Origin of the sequence: Marinobacter sp. 1-4A (assembly GCF_016597725.1) — a bacterium.
GTDB lineage: Bacteria > Pseudomonadota > Gammaproteobacteria > Pseudomonadales > Oleiphilaceae > Marinobacter.
The window spans coordinates 78,050-97,931 of the sequence record NZ_VCGY01000008.1 but is presented as its reverse complement, the minus strand read 5'-3'; the positions used below and the strand labels follow the sequence as shown (position 1 = coordinate 97,931).

Annotated in this window: 13 protein-coding genes; 2 read left to right on the top strand and 11 right to left on the bottom strand. The window is 52.9% G+C overall.

Translation table 11 applies throughout. The annotated features are described in order from the left end of the window. From gltB to FE845_RS15665, 9 genes are all read right to left on the bottom strand, one after another. The gene (gene gltB / locus FE845_RS15705) at positions 1 to 4,449 is read right to left on the bottom strand and encodes a glutamate synthase large subunit (protein WP_200366727.1); all 4,449 of its coding nucleotides are present in this window, start codon (positions 4,447 to 4,449) and stop codon (positions 1 to 3) included. A gap of 212 nt (positions 4,450 to 4,661) precedes the next feature. Then, positions 4,662 to 6,116, bottom strand: coding sequence for an AAA family ATPase (locus FE845_RS15700; protein WP_200366725.1), 1,455 nt, complete (start codon positions 6,114 to 6,116; stop codon positions 4,662 to 4,664). Positions 6,117 to 6,151: 35 nt separating this feature from the next. Continuing rightward, complete coding sequence (gene aroB / locus FE845_RS15695; protein WP_200366722.1) at positions 6,152 to 7,249, bottom strand: 3-dehydroquinate synthase; 1,098 nt, start codon at positions 7,247 to 7,249, stop codon at positions 6,152 to 6,154. Next, entirely contained in the window at positions 7,242 to 7,808 is a 567-nt protein-coding gene (gene aroK / locus FE845_RS15690; RefSeq protein ID WP_200366720.1) for a shikimate kinase AroK, read from the bottom strand. Before aroK ends, aroB begins: the two co-directional genes overlap by 8 nt. Before the next feature lie 138 nt (positions 7,809 to 7,946). Beyond that, positions 7,947 to 10,010, bottom strand: a complete 2,064-nt coding sequence (gene pilQ / locus FE845_RS15685) for a type IV pilus secretin PilQ (protein ID WP_200366711.1) — start codon at positions 10,008 to 10,010, stop codon at positions 7,947 to 7,949. Positions 10,011 to 10,075: 65 nt separating this feature from the next. Beyond that, positions 10,076 to 10,624 (bottom strand): pilus assembly protein PilP, encoded by a 549-nt coding sequence (locus tag FE845_RS15680; RefSeq protein WP_200366709.1) that lies wholly within the window; start codon positions 10,622 to 10,624, stop codon positions 10,076 to 10,078. A 2-nt stretch (positions 10,625 to 10,626) separates the two neighbouring features. Next, positions 10,627 to 11,238, bottom strand: a complete 612-nt coding sequence (locus FE845_RS15675; protein WP_200366706.1) for a type 4a pilus biogenesis protein PilO — start codon at positions 11,236 to 11,238, stop codon at positions 10,627 to 10,629. After that, positions 11,235 to 11,801, bottom strand: coding sequence for a PilN domain-containing protein (locus tag FE845_RS15670; RefSeq protein ID WP_200366704.1), 567 nt, complete (start codon positions 11,799 to 11,801; stop codon positions 11,235 to 11,237). Before FE845_RS15670 ends, FE845_RS15675 begins: the two co-directional genes overlap by 4 nt. Continuing rightward, complete coding sequence (locus FE845_RS15665) at positions 11,801 to 12,865, bottom strand: pilus assembly protein PilM (protein ID WP_200366702.1); 1,065 nt, start codon at positions 12,863 to 12,865, stop codon at positions 11,801 to 11,803. The genes FE845_RS15670 and FE845_RS15665 overlap by 1 nt, the downstream gene beginning before the upstream one ends. Before the next feature lie 194 nt (positions 12,866 to 13,059). Here FE845_RS15665 and FE845_RS15660 point away from each other — a divergent pair, with 194 nt between their 5' ends. After that, positions 13,060 to 15,591, top strand: coding sequence for a penicillin-binding protein 1A (locus tag FE845_RS15660; protein WP_200366700.1), 2,532 nt, complete (start codon positions 13,060 to 13,062; stop codon positions 15,589 to 15,591). 82 nt (positions 15,592 to 15,673) lie between these two features. Here the strand turns inward: FE845_RS15660 and FE845_RS15655 are convergent, their stop codons facing one another. Both FE845_RS15655 and rpmE read right to left on the bottom strand, forming a co-directional pair. After that, positions 15,674 to 16,939: a malic enzyme-like NAD(P)-binding protein gene (locus tag FE845_RS15655; protein ID WP_200366698.1), complete on the bottom strand. Its 1,266-nt coding sequence runs from the start codon at positions 16,937 to 16,939 to the stop codon at positions 15,674 to 15,676. A 230-nt stretch (positions 16,940 to 17,169) separates the two neighbouring features. After that, complete coding sequence (gene rpmE / locus FE845_RS15650; RefSeq protein ID WP_200366696.1) at positions 17,170 to 17,394, bottom strand: 50S ribosomal protein L31; 225 nt, start codon at positions 17,392 to 17,394, stop codon at positions 17,170 to 17,172. Positions 17,395 to 17,610: 216 nt separating this feature from the next. On the opposite strand from rpmE, the gene FE845_RS15645 reads away from it, so the two are divergent. Further along, positions 17,611 to 19,785 carry a primosomal protein N' gene (locus FE845_RS15645; protein ID WP_200366683.1) on the top strand — a complete coding sequence of 725 codons (2,175 nt, stop codon included), beginning with the start codon at positions 17,611 to 17,613 and terminating at the stop codon, positions 19,783 to 19,785. Positions 19,786 to 19,882: the final 97 nt, after the last annotated feature.

Below are 19,882 nucleotides of genomic sequence, written 5' to 3'. Positions count from 1 at the left end.
TTACTCAGGACGCGCACGGGTACTTGCCAGAAGGCTGCGCAAATTCGCAGCTTTGGGTTTCACCAGCCAAAAGCGGCCGATGTAGTCGTCGAAATCTTCAAGAATGTGCTCAGCCCAGGCACTGCCGGTTTCCGAGATATGCTCGCGAATCACGCTGCGCAGATGGTTGCGGTAAGCCTCCATGTCCTCGCGGGAAATACGCTGAATCTCCACCAGTTCGTGGTTGTATTTATCGACAAACGTGTTGTCCATATCAAGCACATACGCGAACCCGCCGGTCATACCTGCACCAAAATTGGCACCAGTAGAGCCTAGTACCGTCACCAGACCGCCAGTCATATATTCACAGCAGTGATCGCCTGCACCTTCAACCACGGCATGGGCGCCAGAGTTACGGACAGCGAAACGCTCTCCGGCTGTGCCAGCGGCAAACAGCTTACCGCCCGTAGCTCCGTACAAGCAGGTGTTACCAACAATGGCTGTGTTCTGGGATTCGAAAGCACTACCACGGGGCGGTTTTACCACCAGCTTGCCGCCGGTCATGCCTTTGCCAACATAGTCGTTGGCGTCACCTTCAAGAATGAGGTTAAGCCCACCAACGTTCCAGACACCAAAGCTCTGACCAGCAGTACCCACGAGATCCAGTGTTATGGGTGCATCGGCCATGCCTTGGTTTCCATGCTTCGCTGCAATTTCACCTGAAATACGGGCACCAATTGAGCGATCACAGTTGGTGACGCGGTAACTCCACGCGCCTCCGGTTTTGCCTTCAATCGCAGGCGCTATGGCCTTAAGCATTTCTTCCGCCAGTAAGCCTTGGTCGAAAGGCAGGTTGCGCTCAACTTGACACGTTTGGGGTTTTTCCTCGGGAATATGGTCGTTGGACACTAGCCGTGTTAGATCCAACTTTTTCTGCCGCTCGGTGTCGCCCGGCAGACGCACAAGAAGGTCAACACGCCCGACCAACTCTTCTAACGTGCGCACTCCCAACTTTGCCATCCACTCGCGGGTTTCTTCCGCCACAAAACGGAAGAAGTTCATAGCCATGTCCACCGTGCCTTTGAAGTGCTCCTCACGGAGATGCTCATTCTGGGTGGCAACGCCGGTTGCGCAATTGTTCAGGTGACAGATACGAAGGAACTTGCAGCCCAGCGCCACCATGGGGGTAGTGCCGAACCCGAAACTTTCAGCACCAAGAATGGCCGCCTTCACTACATCTAAGCCAGTTTTAATACCTCCATCCGTTTGCAAACGGATTTTCCCTCGCAAGTCATTAGCTCTCAGCGCTTGCTGGGTTTCTGTTAATCCCAACTCCCAAGGCGAGCCAGCGTAGCGTATTGAAGCTAGCGGGCTTGCCGCCGTACCTCCGTCGTAGCCGGAGACAGTAATCAGATCGGCATAAGCCTTAGCTACACCTGCCGCAATAGTGCCGACGCCGGGCTCGGAGACCAGTTTGACCGACACCAGTGCCTGCGGATTCACCTGCTTGAGATCAAATATCAGCTGTGCCAAGTCTTCTATCGAATAAATATCATGGTGCGGCGGTGGCGATATCAAGGTAACGCCCGGCACCGAGTAGCGCAGACGCGCGATCAGCTGGTTCACCTTGCCGCCGGGCAACTGCCCGCCTTCGCCAGGCTTGGCTCCTTGAGCCACCTTAATCTGCATAACATCGGCGCTACGCAGGTACTCTGCGGTTACACCAAAGCGGCCGGAAGCGACCTGTTTGATTTTGGATCGCTTTTCCGTGCCATAGCGAGCAGGGTCTTCACCACCCTCACCAGAATTGGAGCGCCCGCCAAGAGTATTCATGGCCACCGCCAGCGCCTCGTGAGCTTCCGGCGATAGGGCGCCTAGAGACATAGCCGCAGAGTCAAACCGGGGAAAGATGCTCTCAACCGGCTCAACCTCGGAAAGCTCGATGGCTTCAATACCCTCACGGAACCCAAGCAAATCCCTGATAGTCGCAACAGGCCGCTCACTAACCAGCGCCGCGTATTCTTTGTAGTGCCCGTAATCCCCGGTGCTGACTGCATCCTGCAGTTTGCCGACTACGTCTGGGTTAAACGCATGATATTCCTGGCCATGGATGTACTTCAGGAGACCACCCGGGGTAATGGGCTTACGCGGTTTCCACGCCGTAGCCGCTAGTTGCTCTTGGTCCTGCTGAAAATCGATAAAGCTCGCACCCTGAACTCGGCTGGGCACGCCTTTGAAGCAGAGATCAACAACATCATCCGCCATACCTATAGCTTCGAAAAGCTGGGCTCCTCGATATGAAGCGATGGTAGAAATACCCATCTTGGACATAATCTTTAACAGGCCTTTGTTTATGCCCTTGCGATAGTTGTTCTTCGCTTCGATTGGATCCATCAGCAGTTCGCCGGTTCGTATCAGGTCGTTCATCACCTGATACGCCAGATACGGGTAAACCGCCGTTGCGCCAAAGCCAAACAGCACAGCAAAGTGGTGGGGGTCGCGTGCCCAACCGGTTTCCACAATAATATTGGAGTCGCAACGCAAACCCTGAGCCACCAAATGATGATGAACCGCCCCGGTTGCCATCAGCGAGCTAACAGGCAACTCACCCTGTTTTAGATTCTTGTCCGAAAGAATCAGGAGAACCTTGCCGTCACGGACGGCTTGGGCTGCCTCCTCACACACTCGCCGAATAGCTTGTTCAAGCCCGAACTCTGGCGAATAGCCTAAAGAGATGATCACCTCGGCAAATCCCGGTCGCTTGGTGCCCTCTAACCGGAGAAACTTTGCGGGCGACAGTACGGGCGTTGTCAGAATAATCCGATCAGCATGCTCGGCGGTTTCATCAAATACATTCCGCTCCGCACCCAAGCAGGTTTCCAGCGACATCACTATGGCTTCGCGCAGCGGGTCAATTGGCGGGTTGGTTACCTGAGCAAACTTTTGCCGGAAATAGTCAGCCACATGGCGAACCTTGCTCGATAAGACGGCCATTGGCGTGTCGTCGCCCATGGACCCAACCGCTTCCTGAGCATTTTCAGCAAGAGGGCGCAGGATCTGGTCACGCTCCTCATAGGACACCATAAACATTTTCTGGTGCACCAGCAGTTCATCGGCATCCATCAGCCGGAATTCAGGCGTCTCTTGATTAAACGTGGTTTCCACTCTCAGCGCATTTTCACGCAGCCACTGCCTATAGGGCTTTGCGGTCTTGAGACGTTGGTCAATATCACGGGTGTGCAACACCTCGCCGGTTTCTGTATCAATAGCCAGCATTTGCCCAGGCCCCACGCGGCCTTTAGCGACCACATCCGCTGGCTGGTAGCCGTAGGTACCAATCTCCGACGCCAAGGTGATGAAATCATCTTTGGTAATTACCCAGCGAGCTGGCCGCAACCCGTTACGATCAAGCATACAGACAGCGTAACGGCCATCCGACATAACGAGGCCAGCTGGACCGTCCCAGGGTTCCATATGCATGGAGTTGTATTCGTAAAACGCCCGGAGCTCAGAATCCATCGTATCGACATTTTGCCAGGCTGGCGGAATCATCATGCGCGCCGCACGGAATAGATCAACGCCACCTGCCAGAAGAACTTCAAGCATATTGTCCATGCTTGATGAGTCAGATCCGGCCAGATTCACGAGCGGCTGTAGCGTTTGCAAATCCGGCAAGTTTGGGGAGCTAAATTTTGCGGCTCGAGCAATCGCCCAATTGCGATTGCCATCAATGGTATTGATTTCGCCGTTATGAGCCAGATAGCGAAATGGCTGGGCCAGAGGCCAGCGAGGCATAGTGTTAGTGGAGAAACGCTGGTGAAACACGCAAATCGCGGTGGCAAAATCAGGATCGCCCAAATCCTGATAAAAGTTAGCCAGATCCGCTGGCATCATGAGACCTTTGTACGCAAGTGTTCGATGGGAAAGGCTGCAGATATAGAACTCTGAATCGTCCGCCATATCCCGCTCGGCATGGCGACGCCCGATAAATAGGCTGATGGCAAACTCTTGCTCTGACTTAGCGGCCGGCAGTACATACACCTGCTCGATACGAGGCATGCAATCCAAAGCCATTGGTCCGAGGCAACTGTCGTCAACCGGCACTTCACGCCAACCCATGACTTCTAGACCCTGCTCTACCAACCGCTTTTCAACTGTCGCCCGGCCTTTGGCAGCTTTAGCCGAATCCGGGTTCAGGAACACCTGACCCACGGCAAACAAGCTTTCTGGCTCTTTGCCAAACGCAGATTTAGCCGCTTTTTTCAGGAACGCAACAGGGCTTTGGATAAGCAAACCGCAACCATCACCGGTTTTGCCATCTGCGGCGATACCACCTCGGTGAGTCATGCAAGTAAGTGACTCGATAGCCGTTTGCAACAGCTTGTGGCTAACCTCGCCTTTCATGTGGGCAATCAACCCAAAGCCGCAGTTGTCCTTGAATTCGTCGGGGTGATACAGACCTTCTCTCATAAGCGCCCTCTTGCATAGAAATGCATCTTAATCAGCGACTTGCGCACCAAAACAGTGCAAGAAATCAACCGACGTTAAAAAAATGGGGCAGTGATTCTACACACGTACTAATACGTACTCAACAAAATTTTATATCTGCTGCTGGGAAGGGTTCTGTAAACCAAAGTCATTTCCTGTGGCGAAACAAGAGGTTGGGTTAGGTTTTTGCCAAGCTAAAGACCGTCGGTTGAGCGCACCCAGGGAGTGCGCGAAATCAGTGCATCGGGCAGTTGGGAGGCAGCCTGTCGGGCTTCTTCCTTGGTGGCATAGTTGCCATGAAACACCATAAACCAGGGCTCATTCTTGCGTTCGGTCTTGGTATAAACCATTTCTTCGAAAGACGGGTAGCGGGAGATAACATTGAGTGCCGTTTGCTCAAGGTTTCCGGCAACAAGCTGAATAGTCCAGCCCTTGCTACGGCTACGCAGCTGTTCAACCGTCACGTACCGGCTAGCATTTTTTGGAACAAAGTCAGGCTCAGGCTCAGGCTCAGGCTCAGGCTCAGGCTCAGGCTCAGGCTCAGGCTCAGGCTCAGGCTCAGGCTCAGGCTCAGGCTCAGGCTCAGGCTCAGGCTCAGGCTCAGGCTCAGGCTCAGGAATAGGGTCCGCCGGAGTTACTTGCTCTGTCAATGGCGGAAGCGTCTCAGCGGGCACCTCATCTTCTGGTGTTTCAGGGCCAATGGTAATGCTCTTGCGCACTCTATCCGGCTCTGGAATCGTTTCACTTTCCAGCGCCACCGATTCATCGTATTGCTGGGAAACGAACCACCAAGAACCACCCAAAAGCAGCAGTGCCAGTGCTGGCAAGCGGAGCTGTTTTAAGTCGACGCGCCGGGATGGGCGTTGTTTTGAGGTTTCAGAAACAATGTCCAGCCAGATGCCGGGCGTCACCCTTTTCAGACGGGAAAAGCTACCCTGGCTGAGGTCGTATATTCTCGAAAGGCGAGCAGCACTCAGGAGCTCGTTCACCTTGCCCCCCGCTTTATGAACACGAGGCTCAAGGTAAGAAAAAACCTCTTCCTTGGTTAGAGGCCGCAAGTGAATCTGATGAATGGAAACGGAAGACTCATCAAGGCCAAGAAGCGTTACGAGACGATCCTCCCCGGCAAACACAGGAACTGCCGCCTTGGCACGATCAGCCGCTAAAAAGCCTTCAAGAATAAGCCTAAGAAGCTCAGGAGGCGCACGATCAGCATCATCAATCAGCAACACCATGCGCTGACCTTTAGCAACCCGGCCTTCCGACCAACGGAAAAATCGATACACAGCTTCGCGCGGATTTTCATCAGTGTTGGAGCCGGAACGAGCAACTTGCCGAAGGTCCCTTGCCAGCGCATTGGAGCTGGTCATGGCCGCAGCCGAAAGCCGATGGAAGCCCAACCGTGATGACTCGCTGCGCATCAACTCCGTTAGCAATCGACTCTTGCCAGACCCCGGCCCACCTGTGAGCAGCAGCGCCATATCGCCAAACCCACATAGGTGACGAAGTGCCTCTAGTGCGTGATGGCGCATACCATCCGGAAAGAATGGCGTCTCCATTTCCAGCGGGTTATCTCTCAGACCGTATCGCTGCTGTAATCGGGGGAACAACCCTCCCCCGTCCAGACTGTTGAAGCTATCGTCAGTCACAAAAGATCCTTGCCGTTCAATGTTGCACGTCCTGCTCAGGTTTTCTGGTGGCAAAATGCGCTGAGCGTTGCCGAGAGATTTTCCTCAGTTGCTCGGGATGTTACTTCTGCTTTACCCACGGCCCGAAGCAACACAAGCCTTAGCAAGCCATCGACATTCTTCTTGTCGACAGCCATCAGGCTCATAAAATCCGCAGGTGTCATGTTAGCCGGAGGCGACTCTGGCAAGTTGGCCTTGCGAATAATGTGCAGGATACGGTCGTAATCGGCCGAACTTATCCAGCCTTCCCGAGCGGACAAATCGGCCGCCATCATCATCCCGGTACCAACGGCCTCTCCATGAAGCCAGTTGCCATAACCAGCGAAGGTTTCGATAGCGTGGCCAAATGTATGCCCCAGGTTCAGCGTTGCCCTGAGCCCGTTTTCCTTCTCATCTTGAGCGACAACATCTGCCTTGCAGGCGCACGAACGGAATATGGCTTCAGCCAAGGCTTCGCTATCAAAACCCACAAGTTTATCCATTGCCTGTTCCAGCCAATCAAGAAAAGCTGTATCACGAATCAAGCCGTACTTGATGACCTCTGCGAGCCCCGCAGATATCTCTCTCGGTGGCAAACTGTGAAGCGTATTCGTATCAATTAAAACGGCTTCTGGCTGATGGAAGGCGCCAACCATGTTTTTCCCGAGCGGGTGGTTAATGCCGGTTTTTCCGCCCACAGACGAGTCAACTTGTGACAAAAGCGTCGTCGGAATTTGTATGAACGGCACGCCACGCTGGTAGGAAGCAGCAGCAAACCCCGTCATATCGCCAACAACACCCCCGCCCAAAGCAACGAGAGTGGATTTTCGGGTATGCTGTTTCTCCAGCAAAGCATCAAAAATCAGGTTCAGTGTTTGCCAATCCTTGTGCTTTTCGCCGTCGGGGAGTACGACTACATCAACCGTCTTGTCGGGAAAGCAAGCTTTTGCTTGCTCCAGATACAATGGCGCAACCACATCGTTGGTCACAATCATTACCTGTGAGCCGCGAACGTAATTTGAGAGCTCATATTCACCGAGCACACCCTCGCCGATCACAATGGGGTAACTGCGCTCGCCCAACTCAACCTGGAGTGTGTGAAGCAGTTTATACATGGTTGCGCCCGTCCTTTCGTACTTGTCTTTGTTGTCTCGGTGTTTTGGGGTTTATGCGATTAACCAGTTGGCGCACTACAAGTCGTGGGCTCTTGCGGTCTGTATGCATGATAATATCGGCAAGCTCGGTATACAGGGGATCTCGAACGGCAAACAGCCGCCGTAAGACGCCTTCTGGGTCATCGTTCTGGAGCAGGGGGCGGTTCCGGTCTTTCCGGGTACGCTCTACCTGCTGCTCTATGGATGTTCTCAGGTAAACGACCACCGAATGTTTCTTTAAAAGCGCGTGATTTTCAGTACGCATGACCGCGCCACCACCGGTTGCCAAAACAGTTTCAGGCTCAGTGGACAGCTCGTCCAACATCGCTGTTTCACGCTGCCGGAACCCTTCCTCGCCCTCTACGTCGAATATCCAGGGAATGTTTGCACCACAACGCTCTTCAATGATCCGGTCAGAATCCAGAAACCTATACCCCAACTCCCGGGCAAGCATCCGACCAATCGTACTTTTACCTGCGCCCATGGGGCCAACCAGAACTACGCGTTTGGGCAAAGACATAACTTCCGCTCAATAGTATTCAGGCGGGTGAGAATATCACAGGGCCGAAGATTGCATAAGCTTCAGCGTTGATACAACAAACGATACAGACACAAAAAAGCCGCCGGTTAATCGCGGCGGCTTTTTTCCTGACACCTACTACTGGATCAGGTCGTTCTTAATGATCTTCGGTGTGATGAAGATCAATAGCTCACTGCGAAGCTCCACGACCTCAGAGCGCTTAAACAGGCGTCCCAGATAGGGAATATCGCCAAGAAACGGAGTCTTAGTAGTCTGAGTTATATTGGTAGACTCAAAAATACCACCCAGCACAACGGTTTCACCATTCGCCACCAGCACCTGTGTCGTTACAGAATTGGTATTGATAGCAGGTCCGGCAGTCGTCTCCTCACCACGAGAGTCCTGATTTACCACAAGATCCATAATAATCTTGTCATCTGGCGTTATCTGCGGCGTCACTTCAAGCGATAGCACAGCCTCCTTAAAAGATACGCTAGTCGCACCGCTGCTTGCAGCTTCCTGATAAGGAATTTCCTGACCCGATTTGATTGAAGCAGTCTGGCGATCAGCTGTCACTACACGGGGCTGAGACACAATCTCGGCCTTGCCGTCACTCTCAAGCGCAGATAGCTCAAGATCTACCAAGAAATCATCGCTGCCAAAACCAATGGCAAACGAGGATGCGCCTTCATCGCTAACGCCGAGATCCACTGCGAGCGCTCCCGGGAAAGAAATGCCCGCAGAGCCACCAGCGGCAGCGTCTCTCGCTTCACCGACCGTCCCAAGAGAACCGCCTACGGAAACGATGTTATTTCCACTCACGTTGTATGCCGCACCACCCCAACGAACACCAAGGCTTTCAGATACATTGTTCTGAGCACGCACGATACGAGCTTCGATTGAAACCTGTCGTACAGGAACGTCCCAGGTGGATACGAGGCGGCGGATTTCTTCCAGTTTGCCCGTTGTCTCGCGCACACTGATCGTGTTGGTACGCAAATCGGAGGAAACGAAACCGCGATCGGAAATCAGCTCCTTGTCGGCCTCGATCAGCGCTACGATATCAGCAGCCTTGGCATAGTTTACTTGCACTATATCTAGGCGAACGGGAGCCAACTCAGCAATTTGTTTGGTGGTTTCAAGTTCAAGTTTCTCGCGCGCAGCAATTTCATCTGCTGGAGCGACCAACAACACGTTACCAATCTGGCGCTTATCCAAACCTTTCGTCTTCAGGATAAGCTCAAGCGCTTGATCCCATGGAACGTTCTGGAGGCGCAAAGTGATGCTACCGCCGACAGTATCACTGGCAACCAGGTTCAAGCCCGTAAAGTCCGCTATCAACTGCAGTACGGAGCGTACTTCAATATCTTGGAAGTTGAGGGAAAGCTTCTCTCCGGAATATGGGAACTTCTCCTCGCGGCGGGATTCTGCCTCCTCTTCACTGAGCTTTTCAACGCTAACAGTAAACTGGCTACCGGACTGGTACGCAATGTAGTCGTAATTCCCTTCAGGCCGAATCTCAACCACGGCATTGCCATCTTGCACGAACGTATCAATGCGGCTGACAGGTGTTGCAAAGTCGGTCACATCCAAACGACGACGCAGGTCTGCCGGCACTGCAATGCCATTCATTGTAAGGCGAATTTTGCCGCCCAATTCTGACAAGTCTACCGGTGTTCGCGGGCTTCCAAGGTCTACAATAACTCGACCTTCACCCTTATTGCCCCGGCGGAAGTCAACACCAGCCAGCGTGTCTGGAGCAGACGCTGACTTCGACACAGTGGTCGTTCCGGAAGGACTGGCAGCAACCGAGCCTGAGCCTGCTCCGCCGCCGATTGTCATCACTAGCGAGTTGTTGTTCCGAACTGTCTCGTAGGGAGCAAGCTCAACCAAATTAAAAATCAGGCGAGTCCGGTCCTTTGTTTCGACGACTGTCATGCTTTGGGCATTGCCTGAGCCGAGCGGAACGCTCCGAGTATTCAACCCGCTGGTCGTGTCAGCCAAATCCACCGCTATCCGCGCCGGACGCTCAATGGTGTAACCCGACGGTTCGGGCGGCTCACCATCGAATTTAAGTGTCACTTCCAGACGCTCTCCCGGTAGCGACGAAAACGACACGTCTTCCAGCGTGACCGCACTGGCCAGGCCGGATAACAACCCAAAAGCAATTACGCTGACGTATACATTGAGTTTTCTGAACATCGCTAGCCTCGACCCCGAACTTTTTTGTACATGCATTTTTCTTTCAATTTTCATCCAACCGCTCCTTAACCCGCATCTTCGTCCAGTGTAAGAGAGCGAGGACGCTCTACCCAGCCACCCCGGCCATTGGGAACGATTTCGATAAGCTCTATACGGGTTTCACTAACGCCTATAACACGGCCGTAGTTCTGCCCCATGAAATTCCCGGTGCGGACCCTGTGTATGCCACCCGCATTATCCCGAATCAGTGCAAACAGGTTTCCTTTTTCGCCCTGAAGCGTACCCACCATACCCAGATCCTTGAGATCAAAGTTTTCGAGCACCTCTTTAGGGCGATCTAGGTCGGGCTCAATGTCGCTGATTGGTTTTTCGTCAATCATCGTAAGCTGAACATCCATCGGCGGTTCAAACGGAGCCCGCCTATCAGCTGCAGAGTAACTAAACGCCTCGTACGCATTGAACTCCGGCAATGGCTCTACGTGTCCCCGAGGCTTGGCTCGGGTGTCCGCCATGAACTTGTCCAGATCAGAAAAACCACTGCCCTGGGAGCAGGCTGTTAACAGTGATACCAGACACACACCCAGCCAGGCTTTTCCCGCATGCTTTGCTGCCATGCTCATTCTCCAGCCCGGTAGCGGTAGGTACGAGCAACAACCTGCATATCAAGTCGCTCGTTGTCTCCGCCAGTTGGTTTAATAGTTAAGTCATGCAAGGTCACAATCCTCGGCAAGCTCGCTACGCTGCTAACAAACGAGGCCAGCTCATGGTATGAGCCTGTAACCCGGATATTGATCGGCAATTCTGAGTAGAAGTCTCGCTTCTGCTCTGGCTGAAGCTTTACTTCCTGGAGAGCAAGGCCGCTACCTAAAGCGGTGTTGGTAATATCCTCCAGAAGGCCGGGCACTTCGGTTTCGCTTGGCAACTGCCGCACAAGCGCGCCGAATGTCTCTTCCATTTCAACCATCTGCGTTTTGAAAACCTCCAGATTGGCTACCTGATAAGCTTTCTCTTCATACTTTTTGCGTAAATCCTGCTCTGTCTTTTCGACCCTATCGAGCTGGACGTATTGGTCCTTGATAAAAAACCAGTACCCGCCACCCATTATCAGGCCAAAAACAATCAGAACAACAATCGCCTTGATCGGTGCAGGCCAAATGCCCGCGTTATTGATATCAAGATCATTGATATCAAACTCATTAAGGCTTTTTAGGGAGTCCGAGAGGCTCATTGTTTATCCTCCCCTTCAGGCTCAGGTGTTTGTTGCTTCACAGTCATAGTGAACTCGCTGTAGCCCGCGCGCTGGCCATCCGCTGAAGACACGTTAGACAGGTTCGGGCTTGTGAACCAATCGGACTCATCAAACTGACGCATCAGAGTTGAAACGCGACTGTTGGATTCAGCCATACCCACAATGCTCACCTGATCTCCAGATCTCTTCAAATCCGTGTAGTAGAGGCCATCAGGCAAGGTACGAACCAATTCATCAAAGGCACGGACGATAACCGGACGCTTACCTTGCAAATCCTGAATAACTTTCATTCGGGCCAACAACTCGTCACGCTTGCGCTTGAGGCTATCAATCTCGCGAATCTGCTCATCTAGCTTCTTGGTAGCGGATTCGATATAAGCATTCCGAGACTGTTGGTACGCAATACTGCTATCAAGATCCGAACTCCACAGGAATGTGAGACCGGCGGCGATAATAGCGGTCCCCAGCACCATTACAACAAATTGCTTTTGCTTCTCTGCCCGGAGCTCTTCGCGCCAAGGCCTGAGGTTAATTCTTGCCATTAGTCGAAGCTCCTCATTGCCAGGCCACAGGCAATCATCAGCGAAGGAGCATCATTGCTCAGCGCCGATGCATTGACCCGCGAGCCAACGGCCATTTCTGCAAAGGGATTCGCGACCAGTGTTGGTGTGCCTGTTTTCTCTTCCACCATTTCTGTCAGTCCTTGAATCGAAGCCGTGCCGCCAGCGAGCACCACATAATCCACCGCATTGTACTGGCTAGCTCCGAAGAAGAACTGAAGGGCGCGCGCTACCTGCTGAACGACCGCCTCCCGGAAGGGTGTAAGCACTTCGGAATCGTAGTCGTCCGGCAGACCGCCCTGCTTCTTGGCAAGCCCAGCTTCTTCAACCGAAAGTCCGTAGCGGCGCTGTATTTCTTCGGTAAGCTGTTTGCCTCCAAAAATTTGCTCACGCGTATAAACGGTCTTGCCGTCAGCCAAAACGCTCAATGTGGTCATGGTGGCGCCAATGTCAACAATGGCGACGACCAAGTCTTCGCCTTGGTGATCAAGCTGGGATTCAATCAAAGCATAGGCACGCTCAAGTGCGTAGGCTTCAACATCCACAATCTTCGTGTTGAGCGAGGCTATCTCAAGTGCATCTTCACGGATGTCTACATTTTCTTTGCGGCAAGCTGCCAAAAGAACATCCACTTGATCCGGGTTCGTTTCCGAAGGACCTTGCACCTCGAAATCAATCGCTACCTCGTCGAGCGGATAAGGAATGTACTGATCTGCCTCCAAGGCAATCTGGTCTTCCATCTCGAATTCGTTGAGACCCCCATCCATCTGGATGAGTTTCGTTATCACCGCTGAGCCCGACACCGCCACCGCCACCTGCTTAACGCTGGTCCGGGACTTGGAAGCTACCCGTTTGAGAACCTCACCGACAGCCTCGACATCCGTGATATTTTTTTCCACGACTGCGTTAGCCGGCAATGGCTCAACGGCATAGCTCTCGACCTTGTAGCGGTCGCCCTGCTTCGACAGCTCAAGGAGTTTGACGGAGCTGGAGCTCACGTCGACACCTAATACTGCACTGGATTTCTTTCCGAACAATCCGAACACGCGCTCACCCTATACCTGGTTAGATGCACCCGGTTACATGTGTTATGTGTTTTTTATTTAAGAGAATTTCTTCATTATTCCGTTTACAATACCCGCTCTCATTCAGCTGGGAACAATTGCAACGGTGAAGCGACTCATCCTTCCTAAAGCAATTTCTCAAATGATAGACCTATATCCAACAGTTGTCAGAAAAAATGTCCCATTTGTTGCGTACATCTCGCCTTTTTGCCTGGTTATTTCTCACCGGAATGAGTGTCGCCGTTATCCTAGGCTCAGGCTTCTATCTTTACCTTCGTCCCGGCCTCCCCCCAGTCGAGCAACTTTTGGAGATAAAACTCCAGACGCCGCTGCGGGTGTACAGCAAAGACAACAGATTAATAGCAGAATTCGGTGAAAAGAGAAGGGCACCGATCACAATCGAACAGATCCCAACAGTTCAGTTACAAGCCTTTTTGGCGGCAGAAGACTCGCGATTTTACGAGCACTTCGGGGTCGACATCAAAGGCCTGGTGCGGGCTGCAATCGAACTGGTCTCTACCGGTTCGATCCAATCTGGCGGCAGCACCATCACAATGCAGGTTGCAAAAAATTACTTTTTGTCACGTGATCGGACCTTTATTCGCAAGTTCAACGAGATACTTCTTGCAGTTCAGATAGAGCGTGAACTGGAGAAAAGCCGAATTCTTGAGCTGTACCTAAACAAAATCTATTTAGGCAATCGCGCTTACGGCATCGCTGCTGCAGCTAAGGTTTATTACAACAAACCGGTTAGCGAACTCTCCCTCGCTCAAATGGCCATGCTGGCAGGCCTACCCAAGGCTCCGTCTGCCTACAACCCTCTCGCCAACCCTCAGCGCGCAATGCAGCGCAGGGACTGGATTCTGGGCCGAATGAAGGAGCTCCAGTACATTACTCCAGACGCCTATGACCTTGCCATTCAGGCACCGCTTACCGCCACATACAATGCCACAGAAGCGGAGGTAGATGCGGACTACGTTGCGGAAATGGCCAGAGCAGAAATGGTCAGACGCTTCGGAGAAGAAGCTTACACCGATGGCTACACCGTTACCCTGACGGTAGACAGCAAAGAGCAGCAAACAGCAACCGACGCACTCAGGGACGGCTTAGAAGCCTACGATCGCAGACATGGGTTCAGGGGGGCCATAGGCAAAATTGACGATGAAACTCTGGCTGATGGAGACCTGTCCGGCGCAATGTTGAACTATCCACGAATAGAGTCCTTGATGCCTGCGGTTATTACGGCAGTTAATGATAAGGATAACGAAGCGCGCGCCTATGTCCGCCGCTTTGGATCGGCAGTAATGCCATTTGAATCTATGCAGTGGGCACGGCGTTATAAAACGGAAAATTTGACAGGCCCGAAGCCTGAAAAACCTTCAGACGTTGTCAACGTTGGTGATGTTGTCTACGTTCGGGTCGAGCAACTGCCAAAAGCCCCAACCTTGGCCGAGGACGGCGAACCTTCAGAGACCCCACCAGCCAACGACATTGACCAACCGGTGAAAGTGTCTCTCATGCAAGCTCCCAAAGCCGAGGGCGCACTGATTTCTCTAGAAGCAAAAACCGGTGCCATTCAAGCTCTTGCTGGCGGTTACAGCTTTGGCCAGAGCAAATACAACCGAGCCATACAAGCCAAACGGCAACCCGGCTCTACCTTTAAGCCGTTTCTGTATTTGACCGCACTGGAAAGCGGCATGACACCGGCAACCATCTACAACGACGCCCCGATCGTTTTTGACGATTCAGAGCTCGAAACCGCCTGGCGCCCACAAAATTCCTCGGGCCAATTTTACGGCCCTACGCCGCTTCGCGAGGCTCTGTATCGCTCACGCAACCTTGTCTCCATCCGGCTCTTAAGGGATCTCGGCATCCCCAACACTCTGAACTACCTTAAACAACTCAAGGTCCCGACAGAGAATATGCCCAAAGATCTTTCCCTCTCCTTGGGCAGCGGACAACTCTCACCCATGGAGCTGGCTAGAGGGCTCGCTGTCATTGCAAATGGCGGATACGACGTTGAACCCTACCTGATCGAAAGCATTACAGATGTAAATGGCGAGGAAATATATCGGGCTCCAACTGTTCTTCTTTGCGATCGCGACTGCGATACCAACGACATTGAAACTAAGACCGAAACCGCTAACGACGATGCGATTGCAGACGAAGACACACCCGCACTAACAACAGAGAACACTCCTGAAACGCGGGTTATGCGGCGACTGGCGGACGAGCGTTCAGTTTATATCCTGCACTCAATGCTTAGGGACGTTGTGAAACGGGGCACCGGCCGCCGCGCTCTGGCGCTGGGGCGGGATGATATCGCAGGCAAGACAGGCACAACGAACGAACAAAGAGACACCTGGTTTGCCGGATTCAACCACAACATTGCCACGACGGTATGGGTAGGCTTTGATCAACCCGCCCCACTGGGCCGCAGAGAGTTCGGCGCAAGCACCGCACTACCCATCTGGATAGACTATATGAAAGTAGCTCTAGAGGGTGAGCCATCTGCTTTCATGCCACGCCCGAACGGTATCGTTAATATTCGAATCAACCCGGAAACCGGAAGGCGCGCAAGACCGGGTGAGGATGGCAGCTTCGAGATATTCAAAGAGGAAGATGCACCTGCACCTCTGGCAGAAGAAAATGAGAGATCAAACGGCACTCACGGTAACGGAGATGACCTCTCACGCCAAATATTCTGAACACCAAACACCAAAACAAGCACCCACAAAAAAACCGGCAGGATCACCGCCGGTTTTTTTTGTGAGCTCATAACGCCATCAGTTAGATGATGTCATCCATGCTCTTCAGCGGGTAGTGCTCCGGGTAGCCTTTACCGGCAACACCGGAATCCACAGCAGCACGAGCCACTGCCGCTGGAACAACTTCCAGCAAACGAACATCCATGGGCTTGGGAATGATGTACTCTTTACCAAACTCAAAGCTGTCGGCACCGTAAGCTTCGCAGATTTCCTGCGGCACAGGCTCTTTGGCCAACTCGCGGATTGCATTTACTGCAGCCACTTTCATCTCTTCGTTAATGCAGGTCGCGCGAACGTCGAGCGCACCACGGAAGATGAACGGGAAGCCAAGAACATTGTTAACCTGGTTCGGATAGTCAGAGCGGCCAGTAGCCATAATCAAATCATCACGAACCGAATGCGCAACCGCCGGGTCAATTTCCGGATCCGGGTTGGAGCATGCAAACACAACCGGGTTAGGCGCCATCTTCTTTAGCTGATCAGCACTTAGCAGATCCGGACCTGACAGTCCGAGGAATACATCAGCACCGTCAATTGCTTCGTCCAGAGTGCGCTTGTCAGTATCGTTGGCAAACATCGCTTTGTACTGATTAAGATCATCGCGACCGGAGTGGATCACACCCTTACGGTCAAGCATGAAGATGTTTTCAGAGCTCATACCGCAACTGATCAACAACTTCATACATGCGATTGCAGCGGCGCCAGCTCCCAGGCAAACCACTTTCGCGTCTTCAATCTTTTTGCCCTGAAGTTCAAGAGCATTGATCATGCCCGCCGCTGTAACAATTGCTGTGCCGTGCTGGTCATCGTGGAAGATGGGCACATTGCACTTCTCGATCAGCGCGCGCTCGATTTCGAAACATTCTGGCGCCTTGATATCTTCAAGGTTGATGCCGCCAAAGGTGTCAGCAATACGTTCAACAGTTTCAATGAACGCCTGCGGGCTTTCGGAATTGACCTCGATATCAAACACGTCAATCCCAGCAAAGCGCTTGAACAGTACGCCCTTGCCTTCCATTACCGGCTTGCTTGCCAGCGGACCTAGATTACCCAGACCAAGGATCGCAGTACCGTCGGAGATAACCGCCACAAGGTTGCCCTTGGCAGTGTACTTGTATGCGTTCTCCGGGTCCTTCGCGATCTCACGAACCGGCTCGGCAACACCCGGGCTATATGCCAAAGCGAGGTCGCGGGCGGTCGCAGTCGGCTTGGAGATTTCCACACTAATCTTTCCAGGCCGCGGCTTGGCGTGATATTCAAGGGCTGCTTCTTTCAGATCTTGAGACATTGCCACTGTTCCGTTTGTCACGTTTAAAGGTAATAAGCCTTCAGACGGCAAGTGCCTGCCTGAAGGAGCGCGACATTATGGCGCGCCCGCCCTCAAACGACAAGGGCAAACCGAACAAATTATGATCAGTCAATACGGCGAATTGCGTATAATCAAAATTAAGAGCTTATTTTTCTCCAGCACAAACGAAAAAAGCGCCCTCAGGCGCTTTTTTCAACTTTGCGGCAAGATCAGTCTTTCTTGCCACCAGCAATACGACCGCCAAACCGCTTCTGGAACTTATCGATACGACCGCCGGTATCCATAACCTTCTGCTTGCCAGTGTAAAACGGGTGACACTGGGAGCAAACATCTAGCTGCAGATCGTGACCGATAGTAGAGCGGGTCTTGATCACATTACCGCAGGAGCATGTTGCAGTGATATCTTCGTACTTGGGGTGAATACCTTCTTTCATGGCGAACCTCTGTGGGTCATGCCGCCACCTGATCGCGGGGCTCTTATTTGAGCTCTGGCGTCAGGCACCGCATGTTTGAATCAATGGAGAAGACGGGGCACAATCCATGCCCTGCCGCAAACAGACCGCGAATCTTACTTGCAATTATCTTGGCAGGCAAGCTTTGCAGGTGCATGAATCCTGCCCCATACGCATAAACCATTAAAGGATTACCCGGTGCCATCAACCGCCCGCATTGCGCTGAATCGGCCACTAAGAAGGCTCTTTGACTATAGTGTGCCAGAGGGCGTCACACTAGCACCCGGCCAGCGCGTAAAGATTCCTTTCGGGCGCCAGCAGGCAGTGGGCTTGGTGGTGGAAACAGATGTTGCACCGCCAGAAGGAATTACACTCAAACCCGTGCAAAGCGTTTTAGAAGAATGGCCAGCTCTGCCGAGCGAAACCTTCCAACTCTTGAGCTGGGCGAGCGACTATTACCAACACCCGCTCGGCGAGTGTTTGTTCACAGCACTGCCTCCCGCGCTACGCCGGGGCAGGCCAGCTCTCGAGAAAAGTGAGGATCGATGGCAAGCCTGCGGCAACGGCGCGATACTGCCCGCAACCGCTTATAAGCAAAAAAGCCTGTGGGACTGGGTAAGCCTGCATGTTCAGGGAGTAAAAGGCAGCGAGATCGTCAAAGCTGGCTTCACCCGCGCGCAATTGAAGGCTTTGCACGATAAAGACCTGCTCAAACCTGCAACAGCCCCAGATATAAGCTCCCAAAGCCAGCTTTATAAAGAAGAGATTACAGCGCCTACGTTATCTCCGGCACAAATGGCGGCAGCCTGCCAACTTCCATCGCCAGATGACGGCTTCAGCGCCACCCTCTTATATGGAATAACCGGTAGCGGCAAAACAGAGATTTACCTGCACTACCTAAAAGAGAACCTAACCGCAGATGGGCAAGCGCTGGTGTTGGTTCCCGAAATCAATCTAACTCCGCAAACCGTTGCCCGCTTCAAACGCTATTTTGGCGAACGCATTCTGGTATGGCACTCCGCCCTGAACGACAGCGAGCGCCTAAGCGTATGGCTTAAAATTCGCAACGGCGAACCCATAATACTGATCGGCACCCGATCAGCCGTTCTACTTCCATTTAAAGCACTAAAAACGCTGATCGTCGACGAAGAACACGACAGCTCATACAAACAAGGCGAGGGTTTTCGCTACTCCGGTAGGGATGTTGCCGTCTATCGCGCCCACTTAAACCAATGTCCGGTCATTCTTGGCTCAGCCACACCCTCGCTGGAGTCCTATCATAACGCCTTGAATGGCAAATACCGGCTTATCCGGCTAGAAGAACGCGCAGGTGCAGCGCTACCTCCATCGATCAGCTTGTTGGACATACGTAGCCGCCCTTTGGAGGGCGGGCTCTCCCGCCCTGCCTTGCAGGCACTCCAACAAACATTAGAAAAAGGCAATCAAGCACTTGTATTCGTCAATCGTCGCGGCTTTGCTCCTGTGATGATGTGTTTCGACTGCGGCCACATGGTCGAGTGCCCGCGCTGCGACACACGACTCACCTACCATCGGCGCGACCGAGCCATGCGGTGCCACCACTGCGACTATCAAACAGCAGCAACGGAGACTTGTCCGGCGTGCAAAAGCGAGGCCTTCAAGCCCGTCGGCCAAGGCACAGAGCAAACTGAGGATATCCTAGCCTCCAACTTCCCCACTACCCCTATCGTTCGAGTAGATCGCGACAGCACCCAGCGAAAGGGCAGCATTCAAACTATTCTGCAACAAGTGAATACCGGAGAGCCTTGCATCCTCGTTGGCACCCAGATGCTCGCTAAAGGCCACGACTTTCCGGATGTAACTTTGGTGGTTGTAATCAATGCGGATGGCGGACTTTTCAGCGTAGATTTTCGGGCGCCAGAGCAGCTGATACAAACATTGCTCCAAGTGAGCGGTCGAGCCGGGCGCGGAACGAAAGCTGGCAAAGTGGTTGTACAAACCTGCCATAGCGACCACCCTCTCCTCAGGGCACTGTGCAATGGCCGCTATCTAGCCATGGCCGACCAGCTTCTTGCTGAACGCGAAACTGGGATGTTTCCACCCTTCCGCGCCATGGCAATCTTCCGGGCCGAGGCGGATACCATGGAACAAAGCCTACAGATATTGGATGGCATAAAGCGCCTCGCAAAGGCGCCCGGTATAGAAATTTGGGGGCCTCTGCCCGCGCTCATCGCACGACGAGCAGACAGGCACCGAGCGCAACTTGTTCTGAATACAGATAACCGGAAGCGTCTAAACAGTTTATTGAGTAGAATTTGCCAAACTCTCGAAGAGCAAAGAACCCCCAAAGGCGCAAAATGGATGATTGATGTGGACCCTCAGGAAACAGGCTAAATAGTGTGACCCAGTCCTCGGCGTTCAAACTGTTACATTCCTTTGCATAAAACTGTACTGCAAAGGATTGCCGTTGCGGATACTGTGCTATTATTTT